General features: G+C 54.0%; 22 protein-coding genes and 4 pseudogenes. 8 read left to right on the forward strand and 18 right to left on the reverse strand.

The features are described 5' to 3' along the window. Positions 1-298: 298 nt before the first annotated feature. The 6 genes from OA238_RS21355 to OA238_RS21380 all read right to left on the reverse strand — a co-directional run bounded on the left by OA238_RS21355 (position 299) and on the right by OA238_RS21380 (position 6420). Positions 299-1081, reverse strand: a complete 783-nt coding sequence (locus OA238_RS21355) for a phosphodiesterase (protein WP_015496814.1) — start codon at positions 1079-1081, stop codon at positions 299-301. Continuing rightward, positions 1078-1905, reverse strand: coding sequence for a metallophosphoesterase (locus OA238_RS21360; RefSeq protein WP_015496815.1), 828 nt, complete (start codon positions 1903-1905; stop codon positions 1078-1080). Before OA238_RS21360 ends, OA238_RS21355 begins: the two co-directional genes overlap by 4 nt. A 59-nt stretch (positions 1906-1964) precedes the next feature. Continuing rightward, positions 1965-3212 carry an ABC transporter substrate-binding protein gene (locus OA238_RS21365; protein WP_015496816.1) on the reverse strand — a complete coding sequence of 416 codons (1248 nt, stop codon included), beginning with the start codon at positions 3210-3212 and terminating at the stop codon, positions 1965-1967. 121 nt (positions 3213-3333) lie between these two features. After that, on the reverse strand, positions 3334-4296 hold the full coding sequence (locus tag OA238_RS21370; protein WP_015496817.1) for a carbohydrate ABC transporter permease: 963 nt from the start codon (positions 4294-4296) through the stop codon (positions 3334-3336). Then, the gene (locus OA238_RS21375; protein WP_015496818.1) at positions 4296-5264 is read right to left on the reverse strand and encodes a carbohydrate ABC transporter permease; all 969 of its coding nucleotides are present in this window, start codon (positions 5262-5264) and stop codon (positions 4296-4298) included. The genes OA238_RS21370 and OA238_RS21375 overlap by 1 nt, the downstream gene beginning before the upstream one ends. A 1-nt stretch (position 5265) precedes the next feature. Further along, positions 5266-6420 carry an ABC transporter ATP-binding protein gene (locus OA238_RS21380; RefSeq protein WP_015496819.1) on the reverse strand — a complete coding sequence of 385 codons (1155 nt, stop codon included), beginning with the start codon at positions 6418-6420 and terminating at the stop codon, positions 5266-5268. A 107-nt stretch (positions 6421-6527) separates the two neighbouring features. On the opposite strand from OA238_RS21380, the gene OA238_RS21385 reads away from it, so the two are divergent. From OA238_RS21385 to OA238_RS21400, 4 genes are all read left to right on the forward strand, one after another. Then, positions 6528-7391, forward strand: a complete 864-nt coding sequence (locus OA238_RS21385; protein WP_015496820.1) for a LysR family transcriptional regulator — start codon at positions 6528-6530, stop codon at positions 7389-7391. A 1166-nt stretch (positions 7392-8557) separates the two neighbouring features. Next, positions 8558-8800 carry a hypothetical protein gene (locus tag OA238_RS21390; RefSeq protein ID WP_015496821.1) on the forward strand — a complete coding sequence of 81 codons (243 nt, stop codon included), beginning with the start codon at positions 8558-8560 and terminating at the stop codon, positions 8798-8800. Positions 8801-8880: 80 nt separating this feature from the next. Next, on the forward strand, positions 8881-9264 hold the full coding sequence (locus OA238_RS21395; RefSeq protein WP_015496822.1) for a hypothetical protein: 384 nt from the start codon (positions 8881-8883) through the stop codon (positions 9262-9264). A 111-nt stretch (positions 9265-9375) separates the two neighbouring features. Then, on the forward strand, positions 9376-10755 hold the full coding sequence (locus OA238_RS21400) for an exodeoxyribonuclease I (protein WP_015496823.1): 1380 nt from the start codon (positions 9376-9378) through the stop codon (positions 10753-10755). A 141-nt stretch (positions 10756-10896) separates the two neighbouring features. Here OA238_RS21400 and OA238_RS35230 read toward each other — a convergent pair. The 11 genes and pseudogenes from OA238_RS35230 to OA238_RS35235 all read right to left on the reverse strand — a co-directional run. Further along, a pseudogene (locus OA238_RS35230) lies at positions 10897-11487 on the reverse strand (IS5 family transposase); the annotation flags it as partial. After that, positions 11465-11662, reverse strand: coding sequence for a hypothetical protein (locus OA238_RS21410; protein WP_044037324.1), 198 nt, complete (start codon positions 11660-11662; stop codon positions 11465-11467). The pseudogene OA238_RS35230 and the gene OA238_RS21410, both read right to left, overlap by 23 nt. Beyond that, positions 11659-12288, reverse strand: a complete 630-nt coding sequence (locus OA238_RS21415; RefSeq protein WP_015496824.1) for a glutathione S-transferase family protein — start codon at positions 12286-12288, stop codon at positions 11659-11661. Before OA238_RS21415 ends, OA238_RS21410 begins: the two co-directional genes overlap by 4 nt. 9 nt (positions 12289-12297) lie before the next feature. After that, complete coding sequence (locus OA238_RS21420; protein ID WP_044038617.1) at positions 12298-14007, reverse strand: Rieske 2Fe-2S domain-containing protein; 1710 nt, start codon at positions 14005-14007, stop codon at positions 12298-12300. A gap of 13 nt (positions 14008-14020) precedes the next feature. Continuing rightward, on the reverse strand, positions 14021-14890 hold the full coding sequence (locus OA238_RS21425; RefSeq protein WP_015496826.1) for an aromatic ring-hydroxylating oxygenase subunit alpha: 870 nt from the start codon (positions 14888-14890) through the stop codon (positions 14021-14023). Between the two features lie 18 nt (positions 14891-14908). After that, a complete protein-coding gene (locus OA238_RS21430; protein WP_015496827.1) occupies positions 14909-15838 on the reverse strand; it encodes an ABC transporter permease in 930 nt (309 codons plus the stop codon). Then, entirely contained in the window at positions 15831-16937 is a 1107-nt protein-coding gene (locus OA238_RS21435; protein WP_015496828.1) for an ABC transporter permease, read from the reverse strand. The genes OA238_RS21430 and OA238_RS21435 overlap by 8 nt, the downstream gene beginning before the upstream one ends. Continuing rightward, a complete protein-coding gene (locus OA238_RS21440; RefSeq protein WP_015496829.1) occupies positions 16934-18451 on the reverse strand; it encodes an ABC transporter ATP-binding protein in 1518 nt (505 codons plus the stop codon). The genes OA238_RS21435 and OA238_RS21440 overlap by 4 nt, the downstream gene beginning before the upstream one ends. 59 nt (positions 18452-18510) lie before the next feature. After that, positions 18511-19533 carry a BMP family lipoprotein gene (locus OA238_RS21445; protein ID WP_015496830.1) on the reverse strand — a complete coding sequence of 341 codons (1023 nt, stop codon included), beginning with the start codon at positions 19531-19533 and terminating at the stop codon, positions 18511-18513. 29 nt (positions 19534-19562) lie between these two features. Beyond that, a complete protein-coding gene (locus tag OA238_RS21450) occupies positions 19563-20258 on the reverse strand; it encodes a hypothetical protein (RefSeq protein WP_245581364.1) in 696 nt (231 codons plus the stop codon). 39 nt (positions 20259-20297) lie between these two features. After that, positions 20298-20633 (reverse strand): annotated as a pseudogene (locus OA238_RS35235) (Rieske 2Fe-2S domain-containing protein); the annotation flags it as partial. 238 nt (positions 20634-20871) lie between these two features. Between OA238_RS35235 and OA238_RS21455 the strand changes: the two are divergent. From OA238_RS21455 to OA238_RS21465, 4 genes and pseudogenes are all read left to right on the forward strand, one after another. Beyond that, positions 20872-21711: a helix-turn-helix domain-containing protein gene (locus OA238_RS21455; protein ID WP_015496832.1), complete on the forward strand. Its 840-nt coding sequence runs from the start codon at positions 20872-20874 to the stop codon at positions 21709-21711. A gap of 469 nt (positions 21712-22180) precedes the next feature. Beyond that, positions 22181-22485, forward strand: a pseudogene (locus OA238_RS30655) (transposase); the annotation flags it as partial. 94 nt (positions 22486-22579) lie between these two features. Further along, complete coding sequence (locus OA238_RS21460; protein WP_044037329.1) at positions 22580-23014, forward strand: hypothetical protein; 435 nt, start codon at positions 22580-22582, stop codon at positions 23012-23014. A gap of 84 nt (positions 23015-23098) precedes the next feature. Continuing rightward, positions 23099-24075: pseudogene (locus OA238_RS21465) on the forward strand (IS1595 family transposase). Positions 24076-24122: 47 nt separating this feature from the next. Here OA238_RS21465 and OA238_RS21470 read toward each other — a convergent pair. Continuing rightward, positions 24123-24776: an MFS transporter gene (locus tag OA238_RS21470; RefSeq protein ID WP_015496833.1), complete on the reverse strand. Its 654-nt coding sequence runs from the start codon at positions 24774-24776 to the stop codon at positions 24123-24125. Positions 24777-25227 lie beyond the last annotated feature (451 nt).

A 25227-nucleotide genomic window follows, 5' to 3' on the forward strand; every position in this document is an offset into this window, starting at 1 on the left:
GCGGCCCGTCAGAGCGGCCATTCGCTGCAACTGCAAAATCTGCGAGGGGCGAACTCACAGACTGCGGACAAAGCGTCAATTCGCTGCAGCTGCGCCAATGTCCGGTTTCTGTCCGGCTCATTTTTGCTCGATGACGGCGAAAGAGACAAAGCGCCAATCACCCGGGATAAAATCATAGTATTTAAGCCAAAGGCGCTTGGCTTATGTAACATTGAATGGGTGCAAACGGCCGGCCAGCGCGTTGTTTTCCAGCACTCTGGCGCTTGGCGTTCAGTCCCGCGCAGCCGATAGGGCCGCTTCACAAGAAAAATCGCTCTGAGCGATCTGCAAAATCGTGCAAATGAACCGTGACCTGATCGTCGCTGAGTGTCACCACACCGTAGGCCGGGGGTTCGAAATTTGCGGCAATACGATCGACAGCCCCGTTCAACTCCAAGGCAACCTGATGGTTGAGGCCGCGCATGCAGGAATAGCTGATGCCCCGCCAATTACCAAAAATGGCGCGATGCACATGGCCAAAGAACAGATGGCGGATACGCGCCTTGTAGGATGCGATGACATTATGGAACGCCTCCGCATCTTGCAACATAATCCGGTCCATGGATGCGATGCCTGTCTTAAATGGCGGGTGGTGCATGAACAGGACGATTGGGCCGTCGGTTTGGTCCAGTTCGCGATCCAACCAAGCTAGGCGCGCGGGGCAATATGCGCCGGCGTGGGTTTCTGGGTCCTTGGTGTCCAGCAAGAGAAACCGCCCGAACGGGTTGTCAAAGCCGCTTTGGACAAAACCGTTGTCATCGCGGGGCGTTTCAGGGAAAGCCTCGCCAAAGGCTGCCGTATCGTCGTGATTGCCCACCATTAGATGCACGGGCATATTGAGTTTTTTGATTTCGGGCGTAAACCGCGCATAGGCTGCCGCGTCGCCCCAATGGGTCATGTCACCGGTCAGGACAACGAAATCCGCGTCACCATGTTCAGCATTGATGGAGGCCACAGCGGCACGCAGCCGCGCGGCGGGATCTTTTCCGTAAAGCAACCCTTCGCCAATGACATGGGTGTCGGTGAGATGGATGAACTTCATTCTGCAGCAACCGGTTTGGCCCAATCATCCCAAGACGTGCTGGAGCTAAACACTGGTCCATCCCACGTAAAGGGAATGTCATGGATGATTGTGCCCGTATCATCCACAAGTATCACTGCATAGGATGGGGCCATTGGAGCACCTTGCAACAGCTCCTGCTCGGTCAGGTCAGGCAGGGATTGATTGCCGGTGGAGCGAACGGAGGCAAAGGGAATGCCGCACCACGTCCCGTGCACGGGTGCATGGACATGGCCGAAATGGATATACGCGATGCGGTTGCGATAGGTGCTCAAGAGCTCCGCCAGCGGTGCGCGATCTTCGGGGACAAGAGCGATCTTATCTTCGGCAGGCAGCCCAAGCGGCATGGCATTGTGATGCATGAATAGGCGCGCGCTTGTGCAGTCATTCAACTCACTTTCAAGCCAATCGCGCCGCGCGGCGCAAAAATGGCCAGCGTGGGTGCGCGGAGCGGTTGTGTCGAGGTAGATGAGACGCATGCCGTCGACTGTTTCTGCGTGATTGATAAACCCGGATGGGTCCTTGGGATGATCCGGAAAAGCGCCAAGAAACGCGGCGCGGTCATCGTGGTTGCCAATCAACAGGCGCACAGGACAGGGCACATCGGTCAGCGCATCGACAAGGGTCGCATAGGCAGCAGGCTCGCCCCAATGGGTCAAATCGCCAGTGATGATAATCCGTGCGGCGTCGCTGTGTTGCGCGCGCACATCGTCAAGCGCTTGGGCAAAACGTCTGTGGGGGTTCAAACCGCCCATGCGTTCGCCGGGAGCTGTCAGGTGAATGTCGGAAATGTGTACAAGTTTCATGGACCTGAGCCTTTCTATAAAGAGGTCCGGCCGCCCCCAAAAGGGCGACCGGAATTGGTTTAGCCGTTTGGCAGAAGGTCGGCGATTTCCTCGACCAGTTCTTCCTGCAGCTCTTTCATATCGGTGGCGTCGCCGGTGACGATGCGTTCGATGCCGTCATAGATCACCTGCGTGATCGCCAAGCCGTTGTCGCCGGGATAAGCCAGCCAGTCGCGCAGCAGCGGAAGCTGGTCCACGGCTATCTGTTTGTTGGGGTTCTGCTCGTAGAAATCGGCAAGAATGATCTCGTTCGCAGCCTTGTTTGGGGGCATATAGCCCGTGGTTTTAGCCACTTCCGCAGCGCCTTCACCTGACGTGATGAACTTCAACCATGTCCAAGCTGCTTCACGTACGGCAGGGTCATCGGAAGTTGAGGTCAACATCGCGGCGTTGCCCCCCGCAGGCAGACCCATAGGCGCGCCATCAAGGCCGGGGAACGGGCCGGTCACGAGTTCGAAATCACCTTGGCTGCGCTCGACCGCGCCCAAGGCCGACGTCGACCAGAACATCATGCCGACATCACCCGCAGAGAAAGACGACAAAGCAGCCTGCCATTGGAGGTTCTGCATTTCACACTCGGTGAAGATTTCCTGCATTTGCTCCAGAGCGACCAGCGCCTCTGGACTGTCCATTGTCACGCGGCCGTCTTCGACGATGGCTTTGTCTTGGCTCCACAATAGGGCCTGCACGAACCAGTTACCGGTGATGTTCCAGCCCCAGAAGATCGGGTTGTCGATGCCGTTGGCCTTCATGGTCTTACAGGCTGCAATCACCTCGTCCCATGTTGTTGGCAGCTCTTCGATGCCCCCGCTCCGCAGGATGTCCATGTTGTAGTAGCCAACCGGCAGGGAGATCGAGAACGGCAGGCCATAGACTTCGTCGTCAAAGGTCGACAAAGACAGCATGGCTTCGTGGTAACCTTCCGTTTCAAAATCGGCCTCAGCAGCAATGAACGGGGCTAGCGACTGAGCAATACCTTTGTCGACCAGCGTCGCTTGGCGGTTCAGGCCCTGCATGGAAACGTCTGGCAGGTTGCCAGCAACGGCTTCGCGCAGGACGGTGTTGGTGGCGTCCTCATAGGATTCATATGTGGCGCGGAACTTCACCTCGATATTCGGGTGTGCCGCTTGGAAAGCGGGCATCATCGCTTCATAGGTGACATCAAAGAGGTGGCTGTAGGGATAGGCGAACTCGATTGTGACTTGGTCTTCAGCGAAAACAGCGGTGGCGGATAGTGCCAGAGCCATTGCAGTTACGGTATTTTTCATTATTTCTACTCCAGTTGTTGGGATCGTCCGGTTTGGCGATTGGTAGACCCCAATGATGCTCCCCGTGTGGGGAGGCGATATCCCCTTGCGGGGCTATGGGTAGGGCGAGCCAAGGCGCGCCCTACTTCATTCCAGACAGCGTAATTCCCTCGATAAAGCGGCGTTGCGCCAGCAAAAACGCGACGATCAGCGGTGTAACGATAACGGTAGCTGTGGCCATCATCGGGCCAAAGAACGACCCATCCCCATCGCCCTTAAACTCGCGCAAGCCCAGTGGCGGCGTGAACAGGTCACGGTTTCCGGTCACAACGATGCGCGGCCAAAAATAGTCGTTCCAATGGGCTACGACAGAAAAGATTGCGAAAGCCAGAAGCGCGGGGATCGCGGTCGGCAGCATGACCCGCCAGACGATGGCAAATTCGGTCATCCCGTCCATCCGCGCCGCGTCGATCAGGTCGTCAGGCACAGTCATAAAGAACTGGCGCATCAAGAAAATGCCAAAGACAGAGATCGTCCAAGGAACGACAAGGGCGGCGTATGTGTTGGTCAGCCCAAGTTTAGCCAGCCCGATATAGAGCGGCAAAGCAATGGCGTGGACGGGGATCAACAGGCAGAACAGGACCAGCCCGAAGACCGCATCGCGCCCCCAGAATTTGAGCTTCGCAAGGGCATAAGCGGCAGGCAGGGCCACAACAATCTGGATCAAAAAGATCGACACGGTGACGATTACGCCATTGAGCAGATAACGGACAAGCGGCGCTTCGATGAAGGCCTTGGAATAGTTGAACACCACGGGCCGCATCGAACAGTCCGATTCCGTTTCTGCCAAGAGTGCCGCCTGTACACCACCGTCATCTTGGCCGGGAAACCGCGTGCGGGCGGCTTCGATGTCGGCGCGATCGGGTTGGCGAAGGGCGACGCAGCGCGGGTCTATCATCATCTCTTGGCGGCCAAAGAACCCACCTTCACCCCGGTCGATCTCTCCGGGACTTTTGAACGAATAGCTGACCATCATGTAAAACGGCGCCAGCACGATAATCGTGCCGAGGATCAGCACCATATGTTTCCACCAATCGCGGGTCATCAGTAGTGCACCTTGCGTTCGACCAGCCAGCGCTGGATCAGGGTTAGAAACATGACGAATAACAGGAACAACATGGTGATGGCCGAGCCGATGCCAATTAGGTTCTGCTGAATGCCTTTCTCGAAGATCGCGAACATCATCACATAGGCGGATTTGTTCGGCCCACCGCCTTGGGGCCAGATGGCCTCGATGGTGTCAAAGACTTGAAAGGCGCGGATGCAAGAAATGGTCACAACAAAGACCGTGGTTGGCCCAAGGGCGGGCCATGTGACCAGTCGGAAACGTTCCCAGCCTGAGCGGGCCCCATCCATTTCGGCTGCATGGTAGAGTTCGCGGTGCACCGACGTCAGACCGGCCAAAAACAGCACCATGTTGAAACCAAACCCTTGCCAGATGCCAATGAAACAAACCACCCAGATCGCGTAGTCGCGATCGCCCAGCCAAAGTGGGAACCCCTCGGCGCACCCATTGCCAAAGAAAGGCACCGCCTCAAACCACGTCCCGCAGGTCAATTCCAGCGTACGGTTTACCATGCCAATGGTCGGGTGCAGCATGAATTCCCAAGCAATTGCCATGGCCAACAACGTCGCCATCACCGGCAGGAAATAGATCGTCTTGTAGATGTCCCCAATCCGGCCCAGCGAATGGACCAGCAAGGCCGCCCCAAGGCCAAGACCCACGGAAATGGGCACCACGGTGACCACATAAGTAAAAGTCGCGATAAACATCTTTTCGTAAGTTGAACGGGTGAACAGGCGCTCGTAGTTTTGTACTCCGACCCAATCGAAACTGGGATTGCCCAATGAATAATTGGTGAAAGACAGGACAGCAGCGACGATGATCGGGACCAGCAGGATCAAAGCCATCAGCGTCAAGGCAGGCGCGACCAATCCCCAGCCCGCGCGGGCTTGCCGGTTGTCCGGTTTGGCTTTGGCGATGTGCGCGACGCTGTGCTCCACAACAGCCATATCAGGCCACCTCTAGTGCGCGGTTGGCGGCAAGTTCGATACCGCGCAACCGCGCGCCCTCTGTGTCGAATATCATGGCCGCGCTCAGATCATAGGTCAGGCCGACCTGCGCACCCAGCCCCAAACTCTGACGCTGTGCCGGCACAGCCCGCAGGGTCACGCGCGATCCATCGCTGTCCAAGGCAACTTGGGCAAAGACCTCGGACCCGAGGTTTTCGAAGTGCACAACCCGCCCGGTCAGACGTGGCGCAGATTGAGTCAATCGCAGGGCTTCGGGGCGCAGGCCCAATCGCATAACTTTTGGGCTGTCGATGGAGAAACGAGAGGTCAAAACCTGATCAAAAACGGTCAGCTCCGTGCCGTTGCGCTCGACCGGCAAGATATTGATCTTGGGCGAACCGATGAATTCGGCCACGCGAATGTCGTCAGGGTCTTCATAGATCGCATCGGGGGCTGCACATTGCAGGATCTCACCGCCCATCATCACCGCAATACGGTCGGACATGGTCATGGCTTCGACCTGATCATGGGTGACATAAATGAATGTCGCCTTCAGGCTGCGGTGCAGTTCAGCGATTTCGGCGCGGGTCTGAACGCGTAGCTTGGCATCCAGATTGGACAACGGCTCATCCAGCAAAAACGCTGCCGGATCGCGCACCAAGGCGCGGCCCAAGGCGACTCGCTGCCGCTGTCCGCCCGACAATTGCCCGGGCTTTCGATCTAGAAGGGCGCCGATTTCCAGCATCTCGGCCGCATGCCGGACCGCTTCCGTGATTTCTGTTTTCTGCGTCCGCGCTCCAGGCATCACAGCGCCCAGCACCGGCAACCGCTGCAGCGCCGTCATTTGGCGCATCTGCAAAGGCACGGCGATATTCTCGGCCACAGTCAAATGGGGGTAAAGCGCGTAGGATTGAAACACCATCGACAGATTACGATCCGCCGCACGGAGCTGTGTCACATCTTTTCCGCCGATCGAGATGTTGCCGCTCGTTGGCGCTTCCAGTCCGGCGATGATCCGCAGCAAGGTCGATTTTCCGCAGCCCGAAGGCCCCACCAATGAAATGAACTCACCGTCCCTCACATCTAGGGTCACCCCTTTCAAAACGGACGTCTCGCCGAAGTCCTTGGTGACAGATGCGATCTGCAGATCTGACATGTGATTCTCCCTTGGTACAGCCAAGCAATAGGCGGTGAGCACAACAGTTTTGTGTCGTCATATTAGTGAAACCGATGGGTTGTATGTGGAGGGCAAAAGGAAAGATCATGCGCCCCAATCACCATCAGTTCGAAGCCTTTGCCTATGTTGTCCGTGAAGGAAGCTTTTCTGCAGCTGCAACACGGCTGGGCGTCACCCAGTCCACGATCACGCAACATATCGCGAACCTTGAAAAAGGTATCGGGACGCCTCTTTTGCTGCGCGGTCGGGATGGGGTAGAACTGACCCCAACTGGACAGGACTTTTATGATTTGGCAGACCGCATGGTCGCCCTGAGCGCAGAGGTCACTGAGCGGCTCGAAGGTTTTAATGCCATGAAAGAGGGCCGCCTCAAGATCATTGGAAATGCGCCGCAACCCGCGCTAAAGATCATCGCACGGTTTCAGCGCCGGTTTCCCAATATTCGCGTCGATTTTGGGCTTTATGATTGGACGACGGCCAAATCGATGATCAGTAACCGCCTTGCAGATGTCGGCTTGATTACGGATGCGCCCAAACATGAGAATTGGGAAAATATCCACATCGAAAGCGCGCGTTATGTCATCTATTGCCGCTGCGATCACCCCTTCGCAAAACGCACCAAGATTTCACTGTCCAAGCTCGAACAAGAGACGGTCATTATTCCGGAGAAAGGGTCGCTCACGCGCCGCTTGCTGGACCAAGCCTGTGATCGCTACACCATATCGCTTACCCGCATGGCCACAATGACGACCTTCCCCTTGATGTGCGAAGCGGTGTTACAGGGAATTGGTGTCGCGTTGTTCTTGCAAAACAGCAGCCTCATCAAAGATGATCTTTGCGAAATTGACATCGAGGAAATGCCTGAAGCCTGGAACACATCCCTTATCGCCATGAAAGACCGTACGCGGTTGAAGCTCGTTTCAGAATTCATAAACGCTGCCATTGAATGAGAACCCGCTGAGCGCCCGGCTTCGCTACGGATACCAAGAGCAGCCGCTCGTGTGACGTGCAGCATTGGTCAGGTTGGGCTCGGAGCGGCCTTGCGGCGGTGCAGAAAGAAACTGAGTTCTTTGGCAATCTGAATGTCAGCTCTCGCTGTTGACGCACTCCCACCTCGCACTTGCAGCGAAGGTCTGGAAGCCGCCCAACGTGTCAAATGCTGCACCCGCGAGGATCTCGGCTGTGAATGGGCATTTTGAGCTGACCGCAGACCGTCACAGCGTCACTTGCGAACTGCCGGCTCGGGCAGAGTGCTGCGACTAATTGACCAAGCGATCAGGGGCGAATTCTGAGTTTAAAAGCGATTAACTTTCAGTTGGTGCCAAATGTTCATGTCAACGCCATGTCAACGCCATGTCAACGCGCGTACGTCTTTTTCTAACGGGTTTTGAAGGCTAAAACATGCGAATGTTGTTCAATGTCTGGTTTGCAAACCTGTAAAATCAAAGGCTTACTGGCTAAGTGACTGTTTTTGCTTACATATTGGAATTGTGGGATTATAGGCTCATAACCTGAAGGTCGTAGGTTCAAATCCTACTCCCGCAACCAAGTTAAGACAATAAATCAAACGATTAGCCGGTGGTATAATAATACCACCGGCTGTTTTGTTTTTTACATCAACGCCACATCAACACCGATACAGAAAAACTGCATTCGTACGCATTCAAGTGCAACGGCGCGAACTGACCTGCATTCGCGTACTTCGCCGAAGCCCTGCAGTCCTAGACCCTATTTTATCACCTTACCTTTAACAGTAAGTAGGCCTTACCGAGATCGCTGCTGCCACAATCTTTACTGAGAACGGTAAGCGGGGGCCGGTCGTCGCGCTGAAGCTGTTAACGTGTTCCGCTTGGAGAAACTGCTCCTTGTCCTTATCGATGCGCCTGCCGATGAGAAAATCCGCGCGAAATGGCTCGAGCAACTGCGCGCGGCAACCCGAGTTGCCCAGTCATTTGTCTAATTGTAGGGGGGGGGTAATTGTTGTATGAATACATCTTTGCAAGCTTGTTGAGTGCCTAATTCGTAACAGTAGCGTCGCCTTGTGATCGAGTGGGCTTAAACCTTGTCGTAAAAGCGTAGACAACATCATGGTAAATAATAGCTTCGGACGAGCACAATGGCCTATCACAGCGAAAATGGACAAGAATTCTTGGGGCTGCGTTCAAGGTCTAACGGGTGCCATCAAGTTATCTACGATTCTGCGCTCGGTCAGCGCATCCTGTTCGACATCAAAGATCCAAAAGCCAACTTGCGGGCCATAGATGAGGCTTTGCGCGAAGGCGTGGAATCACGAAACGTCCTGGCTGGCCTGCTGAAGGCCCTGAACCGCCGCAATATCGACTTTGAATATCCTTCCTAATCGGGAGCACTTCGCTAATCCTGTGATTTGTGGGATAACCTCCATGAGCTCGGATCAGAATCGGGCCGTTTGAGGCGGAAATGCAGGTATTAATCTACAAAACGAGCCTTCTTAGACTCGAAGTTAACTTGTGTCGTGATGCTATTTATCTTGGTGATCCCTTGCAGCTGGTGCAGGAAGGCAGTGATGATGTGGCAGCCTTTGTTAAGTTGCCGTCCAGGCTGCCCTTTGGCATTGGCAAAGCCCGAAAGGTTCGTGCAGGTTATCTGGAAAATCATGCTAAAAAGTTGATTGTTCCTGCGCTGGCCAAAGGCGGGCAGCTTCGGGTACGCATCGTTGAAATCCAAGCAGGACACCTTAATTCCGAAGGTATAGATATGATATCGATTTCGGTCTGGGGTGATCCTGCAGATATTATCCCAACTGTTCCTCTAGGACGGATTGTTTCTCCCACAGTCGCATAAATGATGGTATGTCCGACACGGAAACCAGATAGCAGACAGATCGGAAAAGAGGACTGTAGTTCTAACATAATTCCCGCGTGACGCGCGGCACCCCAGAAGATTATATGCGGTATGACATTCGCCTTTTACGATCTCGAAATCACCGGCCTTTCACCTGCTTTTGATCAGCCACTGCAATTCGCCGCCATTCTGACGGATGACGAATTCAGGGAGGTCGAGCGGGTCAATTTGCGTTGCCGGATCGCCCCACATATCATTCCTTCGCCTTGGGCCTTGGCGGTAACTGGCGTGCGCCCAGCGCAGTTGCTGGACGCGGGCCTGCCGACGCTCTTCGAGTTTACGCAAGAGATCGGCGCGCTGATTGATCGCTGGTCACCTGCGATCTGGACCGGGTTCAACAGCATTCGATTTGACGAGGAGGTGCTGCGGCAGGCCTTCTACCAGAATCTGTCGCCGAACGTGTACGCCACGCAGTTCAACGGAAACACGCGCTTCGACATTCTGCCGGCCGTCTATGCCGCCTATGTTCGTGAACCTGATCTCCTGGTCTGGCCCGAGGATGATACGGGCCGCCGCAGCTTAAAGCTGGATCGCCTGGCGCCCGCCAATGGCTTCAATGCCCACAACGCACATGATGCTTTGGGGGATGTCGAGGCAACGGTTCATATTGCGCGCCTGATTGCAACGCGGAGCCCAGCTCTTTGGTCGGAGCTGCTCGACAACGCCCAAAAGGCGCGCGTCCAGGCCAAGCTCGAGAGCTTCCGCCCGTATGAGCTGGTCACCCACTTTGGCGGCGGTGAGCCGCGATCATACGTTGGCTGCCTTTGTGGATATTCCCAGGGCAACAGCGCCCATGCGGCGTTTTTCGATCTCGATGCCGCGGACCCAGCCGAATTCGTCGAAGCGTCCGATGAGGCGCTTTTTGCAGCCGTCGATGCCACACCGAAGATCATACGGGGCGTTTCCACAAATAAGGCACCGGCGCTCCTCGAGCATACGGCGCCCAGCGCGGAACATCTGCGCCGTGCCGCCGTCATCGCCGAGGCACCTGCGTTTCGGCTGCGTGTGGGCGCGGCAATGGCCGCCCGTTTCGTCGAGGACCCTGACGCGCCGCCCAAGCCCGTTGAGCGGCAGATCTACGGGGAGTTCTACTCCAACGCAGACAAGCAACTGCTGCAGGAGTTCCAGCATGCGACCTGGCCGCGGCGCCAAGAAATCGTCGCCAGCCTTACCGACCCACGGCTGCGCCAGCTTGGTCGACGGCTGGTGGCGTTTCACAGTCCAGAGTTGCTGAATTTGGAAGAAACGGCGCTCTTCAACGGCTTTCTGCTCGAAAAGTGGTCCGCGCCCGATGCGCCTGAAACCGAGTGGATGACTTTCCGAAAAGCGCAGGCTGAGCTGGAGGAGTTGCGTGCCGCTGGGGCTGCAGAGCCCCATGAACTTGACGAGATCGCCGATTTCATGAAGGTCTGGGGCGGCAGAGCGCTGTGATGCGGCTGCTCGCCCGCGTTCACAGCATTATGAGAGCTATTAAGCACAGTCGAATCTTTGGGATCACTTCCTCTTCAGAACGGCGGCAATGATCAGGCCAATAGGGCCAAGAAGAGCGCCCCACACAGCGCCTTTTCCGCCGTCAATTTGATCCAGCAGGCCCGGTAGGGCGGTCGGATCGCCAATGTCATCAGCGGTCAAATTGGAGCAGACGATCTGGCCGCTGACAAGGTCTAGGCCAAGGTGCAACTTGCGCCAAGATCGTCGTTTGCGCTTGGTTTTATGCTTTTGCTCCAGCCATTCGCCTTCGCCAAAGATCTTTAACCCAGTGCTATCCACGACCAGATGTACTGGTTCGGTGCTTTTGGGCACAGCTTTGGGAGGCAAACTCAGCCCATTGCCCCTGCGTGACAAGGTCGTGAAATGCGGCACCGCGATTTCAACCCCCAGCAGTCCGGCGATTGATCGCATCAAGCCTTGGGTTTGTCGCAGTGGCTGCTTGAACACCATGCCAATGGTCAGGCAAAGCTCAATCGCCAAGTCCAAATAGACTGCCTGGCCACCAGGCGTCGTTCAGGGTGCCGCCGCCCACAAAGCGAGGGCCTCTTCGTTAATCCAAACCGTCAAATCACTGCGCCGCCGCAGGCTTTCGTCGTACGCGGCGCAGTTGGTCAACCGACGCTTTTGCTTCGAGATCTTGTCACGACGATCAGCGTTGAATTTGTGCGGCATTTATATCAGCCTCAAGAAGGCAGGCCGCCACCAATATCAGTGGAGTGGGGGTCCATGCAACAACGCCGGTTCTTTCTATCGAGATCGATGCGCTAAATTGACCCATACCATCCAGCCCTGACGCATAGAGCCCAATATTGAAGAGCTTGATCTGCTTGAAGGCGGATCGTTTCATACCGCTTTGCTCGTTGGGAAGATGCCTGGCATCGGTAAAAAACCATCGATGCGTTTTATCCGATCGCACCAACGCCGGATCGCTGGGTAGTCCTGTCTTGATATTCCACCTTCTTCTGAAAGTGCGACGTAAGGGAAACAGGCGATGTCTGCGATAGTCGGATGCCCAGCAGGGAGAAGCCAGTCGTGCCCGCGCTGTTCAGCAAACCACAAGTGCTCATCTAAACTGCGAAACACTTTCTTGGCCCCCGCGCGCGCCGTGTCGATATTGAGATCATAGAAAAACGTATCATGCAGGCGCGCAGCCGATGCGGTCTTTGTTATCTCGTCTGCAACGTGCATCCATTTAGAAATATCCCCGCGCAAGTTCTGAGGATGCCATTTGTGTGAAGCGTCGTACTGGGCGGCAAGATGAGACAATATTACGTCTGATCCGCTCAGAACCTGTCCGGCGTCTTCAAGGATCGGCAATTGACCCAGTGGATTAAGTGCCAAGAACGCTTCTGATTTATGCTCGCGCCCAGGATAAAAATCGACCGTTTGAGTGTCGAAACTTTTGCCAAGGATACTCAGAAAAAGACGAATTTTATAACAATTCCCTGACAGTTCGTAGTCATACAATCTCATTTTTTTCCCTTAAATATCCAAGACAAGGCGCTGTGATTTTGACCTTGATACGCAAGTCACAATTTTTTGGTTTGAGGCGCGTTCGATTGATGACAAGTAAACATCTTTATGATCGGGTTCGCCGTCAATTACGGTCATCAAACAAGTGCCACATGCACCTTGTTCACAAGAACTTGGGGCTGTAATGCCATTTTCATTTAAGACCTGTAGAATTGTCTTGCCCGCAGGGACCTGCAACGTCAACGCGGACCGTGCGAGTGCGATTTCAAAGGTCGTGCTGTTATCAATGTCGTTGGTATTCTTAAAGTACTCGAAATGGACAGCGCTATCCGGCCAGCCTGCGTTGGCAGCCATACCACGGGCCACTTCTAACATCGAGCCGGGGCCACAGAGATAGACATGTTGGCCCGGTGTGTAGTTGCCAACTATATCGGCGATTGCTCCACCCGTTACCTCTCGCGAAAGCCCGATGTATGGTACCACTGATACACCCAATTCATCCAAAAGGTTGGAGAATGCTAAATCATTTTTTAACCGCACAAACACATGAAGTTCGAATGGTAGGTCTTGGACCTTAAGTGCTTGCGCCATCGCCAGCATTGGCGTGAGCCCAATACCTCCAGCGATCAGGATGGTTTTCACCGCATCACGACGTAAGGGAAAGTTGTTGTGTGGCGCAGATATGGCCAAAACGTCTCCCTCTTGAACGTCGTCCTGTAGGCAAATCGATCCGCCGCGCGATGCACTGTCACGCTTGACGCCAATCGTATAGTGATCTGTTTCGCCCGGGCCATTGGTCAGCGAATATTGACGCGACATGCCGTTGGGCAGGCTAACGTCTATATGCGAACCGGGGTGTGCCGTCGGAAGTTGGCCGCCAATCGACTCTAGGCGATATGCAATAACCTGATTGGCGACCTGCCATTTTCGCACGACCTTCGTTCGGAGTTCGACCTTTGGTCCGGCTGGCGCCCTATCTGGCATCTCGGCAAGCTCTTTCGCGACAGGTGCAAATTGCACATCAATTGCGGCGGGCGGAAGCGCCCCGGCAACGGCCAGTTCGATGCGATCTCGTAAAGCCGTCATTGCATCATTATGGTGTTGCATGGCCTCAATTGGATCAGTGGTCGTGGGAGAAACTAAGCCACGTAATATTGTTCTTCCCGCGTCAACAGGTTGAATGAACAGGTGCAATCTTGCGTCGCTGGATTGAAAGGTCAGACATTTGTCGTCCTGATCGATCAACGCGCCAAATGGATAGTCCCGCGCTATTTTTTTCACCTCACTTGAAGGCGCGGATATCGGCATCGGACGAAGTGCCAAGGGCATCGTGTTATCCAGCGCAACGGGCAAAGTCAGAACTGACTCTGGGGCAATTGCTGACCAAACAAGACCATGCGCCTCAATGCACTGATAGGTGTTGTTGCAAATTGTGCGCGCTGGCGCATCAGCGGGATGGGCCGGAATATATGTGCAGCCTGCAGTCCGGTTCGCATAGCGCCAACCGTGGTAAAGACACCGAAGTTCGCGTCCTTCGTTCAGACCGATGCTCAGGCGCACGCCACGATGCAGGCACCGGTTTTCCCAGACATTGACGTGGCCATCGTCGGCACGCCATACTGCGAGTTCGCGCCCCCATAATTGGCCCTGATACACATGCCGTAGCGGCAGATCACTGCTGGAAGCGATAGGATACCATTGTCTGAAGTCTACATACATCTCATTTTCCTCATCACAACGCTGGAATGACGCCATAGGTCAGCCCCTTTGTTGTCAGCCATCTGCGGTAAGCAATGGCGGATTTATCAGCGCGAATGGGCGTTTCTGCGCGCGTATCAAGGGGCAAGCGCTTGGGTTGCTGGTTTTCCAAGATCGACTTGTCCTGTCCGAAAATCACCTGCTGGAAGTAGCGTATTCCCTGATAACTGCTGTCCATATCGATGACACACATCCCAGTGTGCGCACGCGTCCATTCCGGACCCATGGGTTGCAAGAACATATAGATCACGTCCATCCGGCCTTCAGCTTCGTACCCAGGGCTGGATTTGTATAAGAGCGCGCAATTGATGTGTGGGACCCGAAAAACATAATCAACGTCCGCGCCGGCTTCCGATGCCAAGGATGCCTGTGGTTGATAGAAACGACAGCGGGTCGCCATGATTTCATCGCGGCTTTCGGAGACCTCAACATCGTATTCCTTGACCTCTGTGTGGGGTTCTTCACCCAGAATGCCTGTATGAACGAAGGGAAAATGCCCCATGTCCAAAAAGTTCTCAATCGCGCGCCCGAAAGAGACATTTACGCCAAAGACCCCCGTCGCTACATTTTGGCGATCCGGTTCATCCAATTCGAAAATGGGAAAAATGTCATCAGGTGGCGTCCCAAGACACGTCCATAAAAACCCATAGGCGCGTTTCAAAGGAAGGGCACAACTGATATCATCGCGAAGCCACACCGACACGTCGCCGGCCGAAGTCATCTGATAGGACACCGGCTGTTCCAACAGCACTGTGTGATGGGTTGCTCCCACTGCGATCTCGTCAAACGAGCTTAGGGGATGCCATTGGTTCAGGATCACCGGATCGTCGCATGTTAGCTTCATGACGCTCCCTTTTCTGGATTAGCGCAAATACGGTATGCCAAGTTTGACAGGTTGGTTGGTTTTTCGCCTCAGTCCCATGAGTAACAGGATCGATGCAAGGTAAGGCATAGCGAGGAAAATCTGGTGCGGCATATTCAGGCCCAGCACTTGGACATGTGTCCCAATGCTCTCAAGCAAAGCAAATACAAAGACAGCAGCAAGCACGCCGCGTGGCATCCAATTGCCCGCAATGATTGCAACAATCGCAAGCCAGCCACGACCAGCGGTGATATCGGCCAGAAAACGATCCGAGAAACCGAGCATAAGGAAGCCGCCGCCGAGACCCGTCATCGCAGACCCGATCAATACGGCCATGTATTGCCGACAAACAACGCTGAGGCCTTTAATATCCAGGGCTTTGGGGTTTTCGCCCAAACACCGCAGCTCCAATCCCATGCGGGTCCGGTAAAGGAGGAACCAGATCATCGGCACAGCTGCAAATGCCAAATAGGTGAGAAGGCGTTGATCGAACAGGATCGGCCCAAGATAGGGAATTTGCGACAGCCCTGGAATGGCGACGCTGTTAAAGCCGTCAAAGGTCGGCTGCGCGCGGCCTGCAATGTAGATCCGGAACCAGTAAAGCGTCAGTCCGGCAACCAATAGGTTGATTCCGAGTCCGGAAATAAAATGATCCACCCGCATTGTTACGGTCATAAATGCTGTTACCAGCCCCATCATGATGCCCGAAATGACAGCCGCTAAGACCGCCAGCCAGATTGAGCCGGTCGACGTTGCCACAAAATAGGCCGTAAAGGAGCCCATCAACATTGTGCCTTCGACGCCCATGTTCCAGATGCCTGCACGTTGGGTCACCAACTCGCCAATCGCTGCAAAAAGGATCGGCGTCATTATTCGAACGGTACCTGCAAAGATGCTAATCAGAATTGCTTCGGAAAACAGCTCAGTCATTGGTGTTCACCCGTACAATTTTGTAGCGTGCAGCGACTCCTGCAATAAGAAAGGTCAAAAGCAAGATCCCCTCCATGGCGGGAACTATGGCGGCCGGTACCTTAGCCAGCAGCTTCATATACAGCGCACCGGTCTCTAAACCGCCAAAAAAGATACCCGCGATTACAGCCCCCAAAGGACGCAGGCCACCAATCATACCGATGATAATGCCAGTAAATCCGAACCCGTAAAGCGTATCAACGCGGACGCGGTGCGATGTGCCGAAGATTTCGGATACGCCCGCCAGACCTGCAATTGCGCCACTGATTGCCATCACTATAATCATCGTTCGACCGATGTTTGTACCGCGATGTGCGAGCGCCACAGGGTTAAACCCCATCGCGCGGATTTCGTATCCCAAGGGTGTTTTCTCCAACATAACATAGCAAAAGACCGCTGCAATCAATGCAAAAACAAAGGCAATATGCAATTTGGTGGTGCCGAACAGATAGGGCAAGTGGGCCGCGTCAGGTATCCGGGCTGACTGTTGATAGACGACGGAACTTGACACTTCGGTCCAAGGTCCGCCGCCGATCAGATAACTGAGAAGGAAGACAATGAGATAATTCATCATCACGGTCGAGATAATCTCGTTCACCCCAAAACGCGTTTTCAGAATAGCGGCGATGATACCCAAACCTGCACCCGCTATCATGCCCGATAGGATGATCAGGCTGAGGTAAATTCCAACCGGAAGGCCTGCAAAAACAAGGCAAGCCAGGTAGGCTCCCATTGCCCCAGAATAGACCTGACCTTCTTGTCCGATGCTCCAGACTTGCGCGCGAAACGCAACTATCGTCGCCAAGCCTGTCAGGATCAACGGCGTGGCTTTTGCCAAGCTGGCAATCCATGCCTTTTGGCTGCCAAACGCGCCGTCAAACAGCGTCATGAATGCTTTGAGCACGTCAGCGCCGCTGGTCCAGATTAGCAAAGCTGTCAGGCCGAAACCAAAAAGGGTCGCGATCATATACATTGCCAATGTCCAACTGGCATTGGGGTTGAGACGCCGCTCAACTTTGATCCGTCTTTGCCCGGTGGGCATGTCATCAATGCTACTCATGCGGCTTGCGCTCCGGTCATGAGCTGCCCGATTTCGGGCACCGAACTGTCCTGTGCATTGACGATCCCGACGATCTTACCGTCTGACATGACCGCTATTCGGTCACTGATATTAAGGAGGTCTTCCAGTTCTTCTGATGCAAGCAGGACAGCGTAGCCTTGGTCCCGCTTGGCGATGATTTGGGTATAGACATATTCAATCACCCCAAGATCAAGCCCGCGCGTTGGCTGATTTGCCAGCAATAAGGTGCTGGATTGGCTGAATTCACGCGCAAGAATGACCTTTTGTGCGTTGCCCCCCGATAGATGGTTCACAGGTGTCGCGCCAGAAGGGACTTTGATCTGGAAGGCGTCGATCATGGCCTCGCCGTTTTCTTTGATCTTAGCTGCGCTCAAAAGCGGCCCCGACGTGTAAGCATCATCGCGCTGCCAGCCAAGGATCATGTTTTCCTGCACGCTGAATTCGGGGATTAACCCTTCACGGAAGCGATCATCGGGGATCAGCCCGACACCGCGTTGCATATAGTCTCGGGACTGCATTCCTGTGACCGTCGCACCGTCCAGTGTGATCTCTCCGGCGTCAGGGACAAGGATACCCGACAGGACTTCAAACAGCTCTTTCTGTCCATTGCCAGACACACCGGCAAGGCCCAAAATCTCACCGCTGTGAATCGTCAGTGTGATGTCCGTTAGTGCGCTTTTCCCCGAAGCGGCCACATAAGAGACATTGCGAACCTCTAGGACGGGCTTTTTGACGTCACCTTGGTCAGCAGTATTTGTGCGCGACACACGCAAAGCCACGTCGCGGCCCACCATCATCTTTGTCAGCATGTCAGGTGTCGCATCGGCAATCTCGACGGTGCCGACGACAGCGCCCTTGCGCAGAACTGTCACCCGGTCCGCCTGCATGACCTCTGACATTTTGTGACTGATCAGGATAATTGAGATATGGCGCTGGCACATTTGGTCGATAATAAGAAACAAACGCTCAGATTCGTCTGGTGTCAAAACAGCTGTTGGCTCGTCCAGAATGAGGATTCTCGCGTCGAGATAGAGCGCTTTGAGGATCTCGACCCATTGCTGCTGCCCAACAGCAAGGTCACGCACATAGGCATCAAGATCAAGATTGATATCATACTGCTGGCAAAGCGCGTCCACGCGTGCGCGTGCGGATTTGAGGTCCAGCTTCCAGCCTTTAGCATGCGTGCCAACGACGATGTTCTCGAGAACTGTAAAGTCAGCAACCAGAACGAAATGCTGATGCACCATCCCAATACCAACGGCGATCGCGTCGCGCGGAGAGTTGAATTTGACCGGACTACCATCGCATTCGATGTGCCCGCCTTCGGGTTGGTAATATCCGAACAGGCAAGACGACAATGTTGATTTACCAGCGCCGTTTTCACCAAACAGGCAATGCACTTCACCGAGCATCAGATCAAAGGTCACCCGATCGTTGGCCACGACACCGGGAAAGCGCTTGGTCAGCTCAACACATTTCAACAGGGGCGACATAGGTGGTATCCTAAACAAACGGGATGCTGCGCCCGCAGATTGGCGCGCGCAGCAAAGGCTTAGTCAGATGTGGGAACAGCCACGTCGAGTTCGACCACAAAAGCGCCAGACATGATGTCTGCTAAGGTCTGGTCAAATACCGCTTTGGCCTCCGCAGGAACCTTGTCGGCGAGTTCATAGAACGGAGCGAGCGCAGCACCACCTTCGGACATGCCGCGCCATACGATTTCGGTATTGCCGTCATATGCTGCGCCGTCGGTCTTATATGCCCACCATTCGTCCACGATATAGTTCACATCCGGATCCCAATTCGCCAAGACGCTTGTCAGCACAGTGGTTGGTGAAAACGAATGTTGGTCGGCGAAGTTGGCAAAGCATAGGATCTCGGCTTCTTCGCAGGGCTGGAAATTGGCCGCCAGTGAAAAGATCATATCTGCACCAGTCGCAATCTGGGCCGATGTCATCTCGGCTGCTTTTGCAGGATCATACCAGCTTTCGATAAAGGCCACTTTTTGAATGATATCCGGATTGACCGATCGCGCCCCGTTAAAAAACGCGTTGATCTCGTCATTCACGTCATCAGCGGGAAAGGACCCTACGACGCCAAGCGTGTTTGTTTCGGTCATCTGGCCTGCCAAAACGCCAATCGCGTAGGCAGGTTCATGGACGCGTTTGTAGACCCAATACTGATTCCCACCGAGCCCCTCGTTACCGGAGCCCACAACGACAAAGAGAATATCCGGGAACTCTGCTTGCATCTTTTCGACCTGATCAGAATAGGTCGAGTGCGCCCAAATAATGTCAAATTCACCTGACTCTGCAAACAGGCGCATCGCGTCGCCTGCATCATCACCCCAAAGCGGATCGGTGTATGTCCAGCTGATGTCCAATCCGTGTGGCTTTTCAGTTTTCGTGCGCTCGAACGCTTCGATCAGCGTTCCGTCCCAAGGGGATTCCAAACCCGCGGACAGCACAATCGCAACGTTCAAGTCAGTTGGATTTTCTGCGAGCGCAGTCGTCGCGAGTGCCCCGAAACTGAGGGCAGTGGCCCCCATGAGTGACAGCAATGTACGTTTCTTCATTCTATTCTCCGTGTTGGCTTTTGCAGTTTTTAGCTTGAGAAAGGTGCACCCAGCCCCAAACGGGCCAAAGTGCGTCTGTATTCAACCGACATGCGGTCAGCTGGAATGTGGATTTCATCCTTTAAATCCAGTGGTAAATCTTCGGGCCGCTGGCTTTCGACGATGGCTTTGTCTTCATTATTGACCATCTGGGATTCTTTGATCAGGAAGTCAGCATCAGGTTCGCCCGATGTATCCGTGACGACCTGAAAAATCCGTGTCTCACGCGCTGAAACGGGGCAAACGGTATCGGCAAAGTACTGCGCGTAAGGCCCTTCATCAGGCTTGATAATGATGATTGTCGAAAACGGCAGGGTCAGTTGGTAGGTGTATGTGACATGCCGCTCATGACCTTCGATATCATCGGGAAACCTGTTCCCTTCCTCTAGATAAGGTAGATCAAAGGTCAGCCCATAATCTGTTGCGGTGACCTCGTAATTTGGAATGGGGTCACTTTCGTACCCCCCAAATGTCTCTTTGTGTACAAAGGGAAAATGCGCGACATCATTGAAGTTCTCGACATGTCTGCTGGCCGCAGCTGCCCATGTTCCGCTGGGTATATGCAAGTTCTTCAGATTTGGATCGCCAATACCTGGCCAATCAGGCAACGCATGGCTGGGTGTTTCAGAAAGGCATGCCCAAATGATACCATACCGTTCTTCGTTAAGCAGTGATTGCAAACGCATGCGTGGTGGAATGCGCGCGTTTGCGTCTGAAACTGACGGTATTTTCGTGCACGCACCTGAGTGGTCAAAGCAAAGACCATGCATTGGGCAAACGATCCTGTCATCTTTGACCCATCCGCCGCTCAGCCGTGTTCCCCTGTGCGGACAAATGTCTCGCGCAACGCCTATACCGTTCGACGTGCGGTAAATTACCAATTCAACATCAAGAAGCTTGGCAGGCATGGGCTTGTCGGTGACTTCGTGCGCATAGGCCACCGGATGCCAAAACCCTGCCAAGATTGACCAGTCTGTTTCGTTGAAACTGCAGTTGCGGGGCAATGCGGTTGTGTTTTTTGAACTGTCTGTAGGCTGAAACACGTTAATCCTCTTGGCCATTTCGCACCCACGTGAGCGAATTTAGCATGATGATTGTTGATCAAAACCAGCTTAGAAAGGGCACAAAATTGCAAATTATTGCCTCAAACTGATATTTTGTTTAGTTTTCTGAATTACCGCCGTTTTAAAGAGAGATCAGACAGGCCAGCAGCCTATCCAACTGTTTTCTTGTGGCTGAAAGTTTAGGCGCTGGCGCACAAAAAATGGGGCGCTCGCGCTCAAAATAGGGAGAATACGAGTGGAACAGCTCATAGCAAATATCAGAGGATTCTCTTTTGGAGGAATGACCTACCCCAAGGGTGGTGTTTTTGGGCCGATCATGCGACCATACCTCTGCCTGCTTATTGTGGACAGTGGAACCTGCACGCTTCGATGGGGTGATCAGGCGATTGCAGTCAACGCCGGGCAGATCGGTTTGGCCGCTGCACCAAGTCGCTTGGCGTTCCATTATCAAAAAGGCGTCTCCACAACGGCGCATTGGTGTGAAGGCTTTTTGCCGCAACTTCCCGACGGACAATTCCGTGATGCCACGCCGTCTTTTGGTGTGTTGAAAACGCCGGATCGTTCAAATCAGTTGATGACCCTCGGCGTCGACACGGGCCCGGCGTCAGTACAGGATCTGAATGCGATGCGTGACGCGCTTGGCCACGCGCTGTTGCGAAGTTTCCTGTTTGAAGCGCATAAGCACGGAGAAGACCAAAGCGTTCCCGCAAGCATTCGGGCGGCACGTCGCTATATCGAGACTCATTTGGGTGATGAAACTGTCGACATCCAAATGGTCGCCGCACAACTTGGAATCACCGCTGAACATCTGATCCGTGCATTCAAGAAGCACATAGGGACAACGCCCTCAAGGTATCTATGGCGTTTGCGCGCGTCCAAAGCGAGGCATCTCTTAATCCACACACAGCTCAGTCTTTCGCTAGTCGCTTTTGAATGCGGCTACCAGAGTTTGCCGCATTTCTCGCGCAGTATCAAATCCTTGTTTGGCATGACACCCGCTGCCTTAAGGCATGACAAAGGCTTTACCCAGGCAAGTGATACAGACGGTTCGGTTCCCGACTTGGTCTTTCGATAGTATCAGTCGCGACGCGAAGAGGACCACATTAACGTTCCTCAGCCTCTCCACAATCTGAGAGTTCGACCGATTGGTCTCGCTGCGTCTTGCATGAATGGCCGGCTTTTTCGCCGCGTCGCAAAGCAGATGATTATGCAACTGCCGCATTTTTTGTTCTGCAAGCACGCAGGGTGAAAATCAAAATCACAGAATGGGCTCCTTGCTGCCATTCGCTGCGACGTTGTCGATTGGCAGCTAAGGGCCGTTCGTGTCATTTGACGCCAAGGGCTGATAATTACAGATGCTGCGCCATGCACATTTGTACGCGAAGGGCAGAAGGACTAAGCCGCTTGCGCGGCAATGGCGCTGCTTTGTAACTGTCGCGCACTGACCTTTCAGCACCCCAGCGCTCCGTTCCACGATGAGGATGGCGTCTTTACGCGGTCTACAATTGTTGCAATCAAACGGGACGACAACGCCGTGTTTGGTTACGGGCGCTGCTGCCTTGATGAACTGCTTGCCAGAGGCTGAATGGCTCCTTGCTGACAGAGGATATGATGCTGACTGGTTCCGAACACCTTTATAGACAAGGGGACCAGACCCTGCATCCCAGGAAGAAAGCCGCGCAAGAAGACCATCAAATATGACAAGCGCCGCTACAAGAGACGCAACCCTATCGAGAGAATGTTCGGCAGGATCAAAGACTGGCGTCGTGTCGCAACCCGCTACGACAGATCCCCAACCGCCTTCCTCTCCGCCATCGCTCTCGCAGCAACCGTCATATTCTGGTTATGAGTCCTGAGCCTAGGCAGGCATGGCCTTTTCTCTTTATATTATTTTTCCTTGTTGTTAGATGCGCTTATGAATTTTTTTATGAAAGCGCCATAAGATGAGTGATGCAAAAACTCCGAAAAAAGCTGAACCTGTATCAAAAACAAATGAGACGACCAAGACTGAGGTTCCCAAGACCGAAACTCCGCAGACTGAAGCTAAATCAGTAGATAATTCGGCATCCAAATCAGTTTCGGCCGCTCAATCATCGACCAGTCATTTTTCAAGTATTTCAACCCCACAATACCGCTCAGGGTGGAATACAATATTTGGTGATAGAAACGATATTAAGAAGATAGCCCCCGCTGAGGTTAGCAAGAACAGTTTCCCAAAAAAGCTAAATATCCTAGACTACGATATAGATTTGACCTTGAGAGATGCGCTTGATGCGGCGTTTAATGATGTGGCCCAAAAGCGTGGAATTAACTTGAAAGATGCAGATGAATTTGTGCGTTTTGAGTATAATTTGAGTTGTGAGATCAAAAGAAATTAGAAGGCTTATCCCCTTTGCTCCGGCGGCACCTGATGTAGTGCGAAGCGGCTTGCCAATCTAGAATGTTCTGGTATTGTTCTTCCCATGCCAGCCAGATGGAAAAACGACAAACCCATGTCCCGCCCCGCGTTCGACGCCAGGTTTTCTGATGAGGAAGCGTGTTCGCATTATCTGGTGGAACATCGTTGGCCTGAGGGCTTCGTCTGTCCTTCCTGTGGCACCTGCAAGGGCTGGCCGTTAAAGCGAAATCGCGCGACTTGGGAATGTGCCGGTTGCGCACGGCAGACATCCGTGACGGCTGGCACGGTAATGCACAGCAGCCATTTGCCGTTGCGAATTTGGTTTCTTGCCGCGCACATCATCACCAGCCATTCCAACGGCATGTCAGCGCTGCAACTTCAGGCGCAACTTGGCCTTGGCAGCTACAAGACGGGTCGCCATCGTCGCTCGGACCGATGGCGCTTCTCGGCGACCTCCTCTTGCAAAAGCTGCGGCGGTCGATGGTCAACCCTGACCGCAACCCCCTGAAAGACCTTGTCGAAATCGATGAAACAGAGATGCCGTTCCGGTCCCGGCATGATCCCGAGGACCGGCCAAAGGGTGGGCGGAGCCCGGTTGGAAAGATGTTTGTCGTCTGTGCCGTCGAGTTATCAAGTGACGGACATCCGCGCCGTATCAGGATGAAACACATTCCCGACGGCGCGTCAAAGACGCTGCACGGGTTCATTGGTCAGGCTGTAGAGCCTGGCGCTCACATCATCACGGATGGCTGGCTCGGTTACGAAAATCCTCCTGCAAACACGCATGAGGCAAAGGTCGTCAGCGGCAAGAAGGCACACGACATACTCCACTGGGTCCACCGCGTGTTCTCCAACCTAAAAACGTGGGCAAAAGGCGTCTTCCACGGCCTCAGAAAGTGCCATCTACAACGCTATCTCGACGAATTCGTGTTCCGCTGGAACCGACGGCGACACATGCGAAGCGCCTTCGACACGCTGCTGGGGATCGGTGTTGGTCTCGGGCCAGCGACATATCGTGATTTTGTTGAACAGCGCGCCTGAAGGGCCTCGTTCACGGCAAAAGCCACGCCCTATAAACCCACCAGACGTTACAAACTGATCCGATCCGCCTCTAAAGCCACAAGGGCAAGATTCTGCGCCGCGTCAACATGTGGGGCAACCGGACTAAAAGGGATAAGCCTTACCAAGAATATTACCAACATCGCAAATGCCGCAACGGCCGCGATCAGGAAAGGTGCCGGTTGCCACCAATCGTAAAGGAACACACCCAATGCGGGCCCTACTGTCCACCCCAACGCGCTGTAAAAGAGGCGCGATGTTTCATACTTTCCAAGGTTTGTTTTTGAAACATAATCAAGCACATAAGCGTTCAAACATACGAATGTCGTGACCGTTGCAAATGTCGTCAGCGACAGCCCCACAATGGTCGCACCCGCGCCCTCCAGAATGGTGGTAAGCGCACCGGCAACAAACATCATCGTACCCACTAAATAGATCCAAAGCCTTGGCACAAACCGGATCAGATAGGGGATCGACAAGCCGATCAAAAGAGATGCAACGCCGACAAAGAAATAGACCTCTGACACAACGCTCGCATCTTGAAGAGCACGATACATAGCCAATGGGAAAACCGAGATCAGAATGCCTCTGGCGATAGCTTCGGCACCAGCCAAGACAGCAAAACCACGTACATTTGGCGCGGGGGCATGGCGGAGCCATTCGGGTATTCGGCGTTCATGCATGAGTTTTGCTTCACTAGCTAAGACCCAGCTTTCGCAGTTTTTACAGCACGCCTCTTTTCCAGTTGCGACGTCGTGTCGTTTTTGCGCATATCTTCTTTAATTTTAGGAAATACAAAAGCAGACAATCAAAATTTTGGATCAAACGGCAGCTTTGTCCACGGTGTGTGCGTTCATGCGCCGTGCAGCGAAAGTCGGCTCATCCCAGACCAGCCGTTCGTGCGTCCCGCAGCTAACGGCAGGTCTGGTGTAGGTTTCTCGGACGCCACGCGCGAGGTTTGGGTGACGCGGAACATTGCCTGGCGTCGGAGAAGCGCTCAAGCGGGAAATCGCGGGGTTGGTCTGGGTGGATCGATTGTTGCTATGGGGATTTGCGCAATGCGTGTGTTTTCGCCCGGAGCTGACAGGCCAGTTTGGCGGGGCGCATTGAGTTAAGCGCAGCGCCAGTTTTGCC

This window comes from Octadecabacter arcticus 238, assembly GCF_000155735.2.
Taxonomy (GTDB): Bacteria; Pseudomonadota; Alphaproteobacteria; order Rhodobacterales; family Rhodobacteraceae; genus Octadecabacter; species Octadecabacter arcticus.

What these genes read in the sequence shown, in the direction of transcription:
- OA238_RS21355 (WP_015496814.1), bottom strand. Translation starts at nt 1,081, where the DNA reads ATGAAGTTCATCCATCTCACCGACACCCATGTCATTGGCGAAGGGTTG.
- OA238_RS21360 (WP_015496815.1), bottom strand. Translation starts at nt 1,905, where the DNA reads ATGAAACTTGTACACATTTCCGACATTCACCTGACAGCTCCCGGCGAA.
- OA238_RS21365 (WP_015496816.1), bottom strand. Translation starts at nt 3,212, where the DNA reads ATGAAAAATACCGTAACTGCAATGGCTCTGGCACTATCCGCCACCGCT.
- OA238_RS21370 (WP_015496817.1), bottom strand. Translation starts at nt 4,296, where the DNA reads ATGACCCGCGATTGGTGGAAACATATGGTGCTGATCCTCGGCACGATT.
- OA238_RS21375 (WP_015496818.1), bottom strand. Translation starts at nt 5,264, where the DNA reads ATGGCTGTTGTGGAGCACAGCGTCGCGCACATCGCCAAAGCCAAACCG.
- OA238_RS21380 (WP_015496819.1), bottom strand. Translation starts at nt 6,420, where the DNA reads ATGTCAGATCTGCAGATCGCATCTGTCACCAAGGACTTCGGCGAGACG.
- OA238_RS21385 (WP_015496820.1), top strand. Translation starts at nt 6,528, where the DNA reads ATGCGCCCCAATCACCATCAGTTCGAAGCCTTTGCCTATGTTGTCCGT.
- OA238_RS21390 (WP_015496821.1), top strand. Translation starts at nt 8,558, where the DNA reads ATGGCCTATCACAGCGAAAATGGACAAGAATTCTTGGGGCTGCGTTCA.
- OA238_RS21395 (WP_015496822.1), top strand. Translation starts at nt 8,881, where the DNA reads ATGCAGGTATTAATCTACAAAACGAGCCTTCTTAGACTCGAAGTTAAC.
- OA238_RS21400 (WP_015496823.1), top strand. Translation starts at nt 9,376, where the DNA reads ATGACATTCGCCTTTTACGATCTCGAAATCACCGGCCTTTCACCTGCT.
- OA238_RS21410 (WP_044037324.1), bottom strand. Translation starts at nt 11,662, where the DNA reads ATGAAACGATCCGCCTTCAAGCAGATCAAGCTCTTCAATATTGGGCTC.
- OA238_RS21415 (WP_015496824.1), bottom strand. Translation starts at nt 12,288, where the DNA reads ATGAGATTGTATGACTACGAACTGTCAGGGAATTGTTATAAAATTCGT.
- OA238_RS21420 (WP_044038617.1), bottom strand. Translation starts at nt 14,007, where the DNA reads ATGTATGTAGACTTCAGACAATGGTATCCTATCGCTTCCAGCAGTGAT.
- OA238_RS21425 (WP_015496826.1), bottom strand. Translation starts at nt 14,890, where the DNA reads ATGAAGCTAACATGCGACGATCCGGTGATCCTGAACCAATGGCATCCC.
- OA238_RS21430 (WP_015496827.1), bottom strand. Translation starts at nt 15,838, where the DNA reads ATGACTGAGCTGTTTTCCGAAGCAATTCTGATTAGCATCTTTGCAGGT.
- OA238_RS21435 (WP_015496828.1), bottom strand. Translation starts at nt 16,937, where the DNA reads ATGAGTAGCATTGATGACATGCCCACCGGGCAAAGACGGATCAAAGTT.
- OA238_RS21440 (WP_015496829.1), bottom strand. Translation starts at nt 18,451, where the DNA reads ATGTCGCCCCTGTTGAAATGTGTTGAGCTGACCAAGCGCTTTCCCGGT.
- OA238_RS21445 (WP_015496830.1), bottom strand. Translation starts at nt 19,533, where the DNA reads ATGAAGAAACGTACATTGCTGTCACTCATGGGGGCCACTGCCCTCAGT.
- OA238_RS21450 (WP_245581364.1), bottom strand. Translation starts at nt 20,258, where the DNA reads ATGCGTTTGCAATCACTGCTTAACGAAGAACGGTATGGTATCATTTGG.
- OA238_RS21460 (WP_044037329.1), top strand. Translation starts at nt 22,580, where the DNA reads ATGAGTGATGCAAAAACTCCGAAAAAAGCTGAACCTGTATCAAAAACA.
- OA238_RS21470 (WP_015496833.1), bottom strand. Translation starts at nt 24,776, where the DNA reads ATGCATGAACGCCGAATACCCGAATGGCTCCGCCATGCCCCCGCGCCA.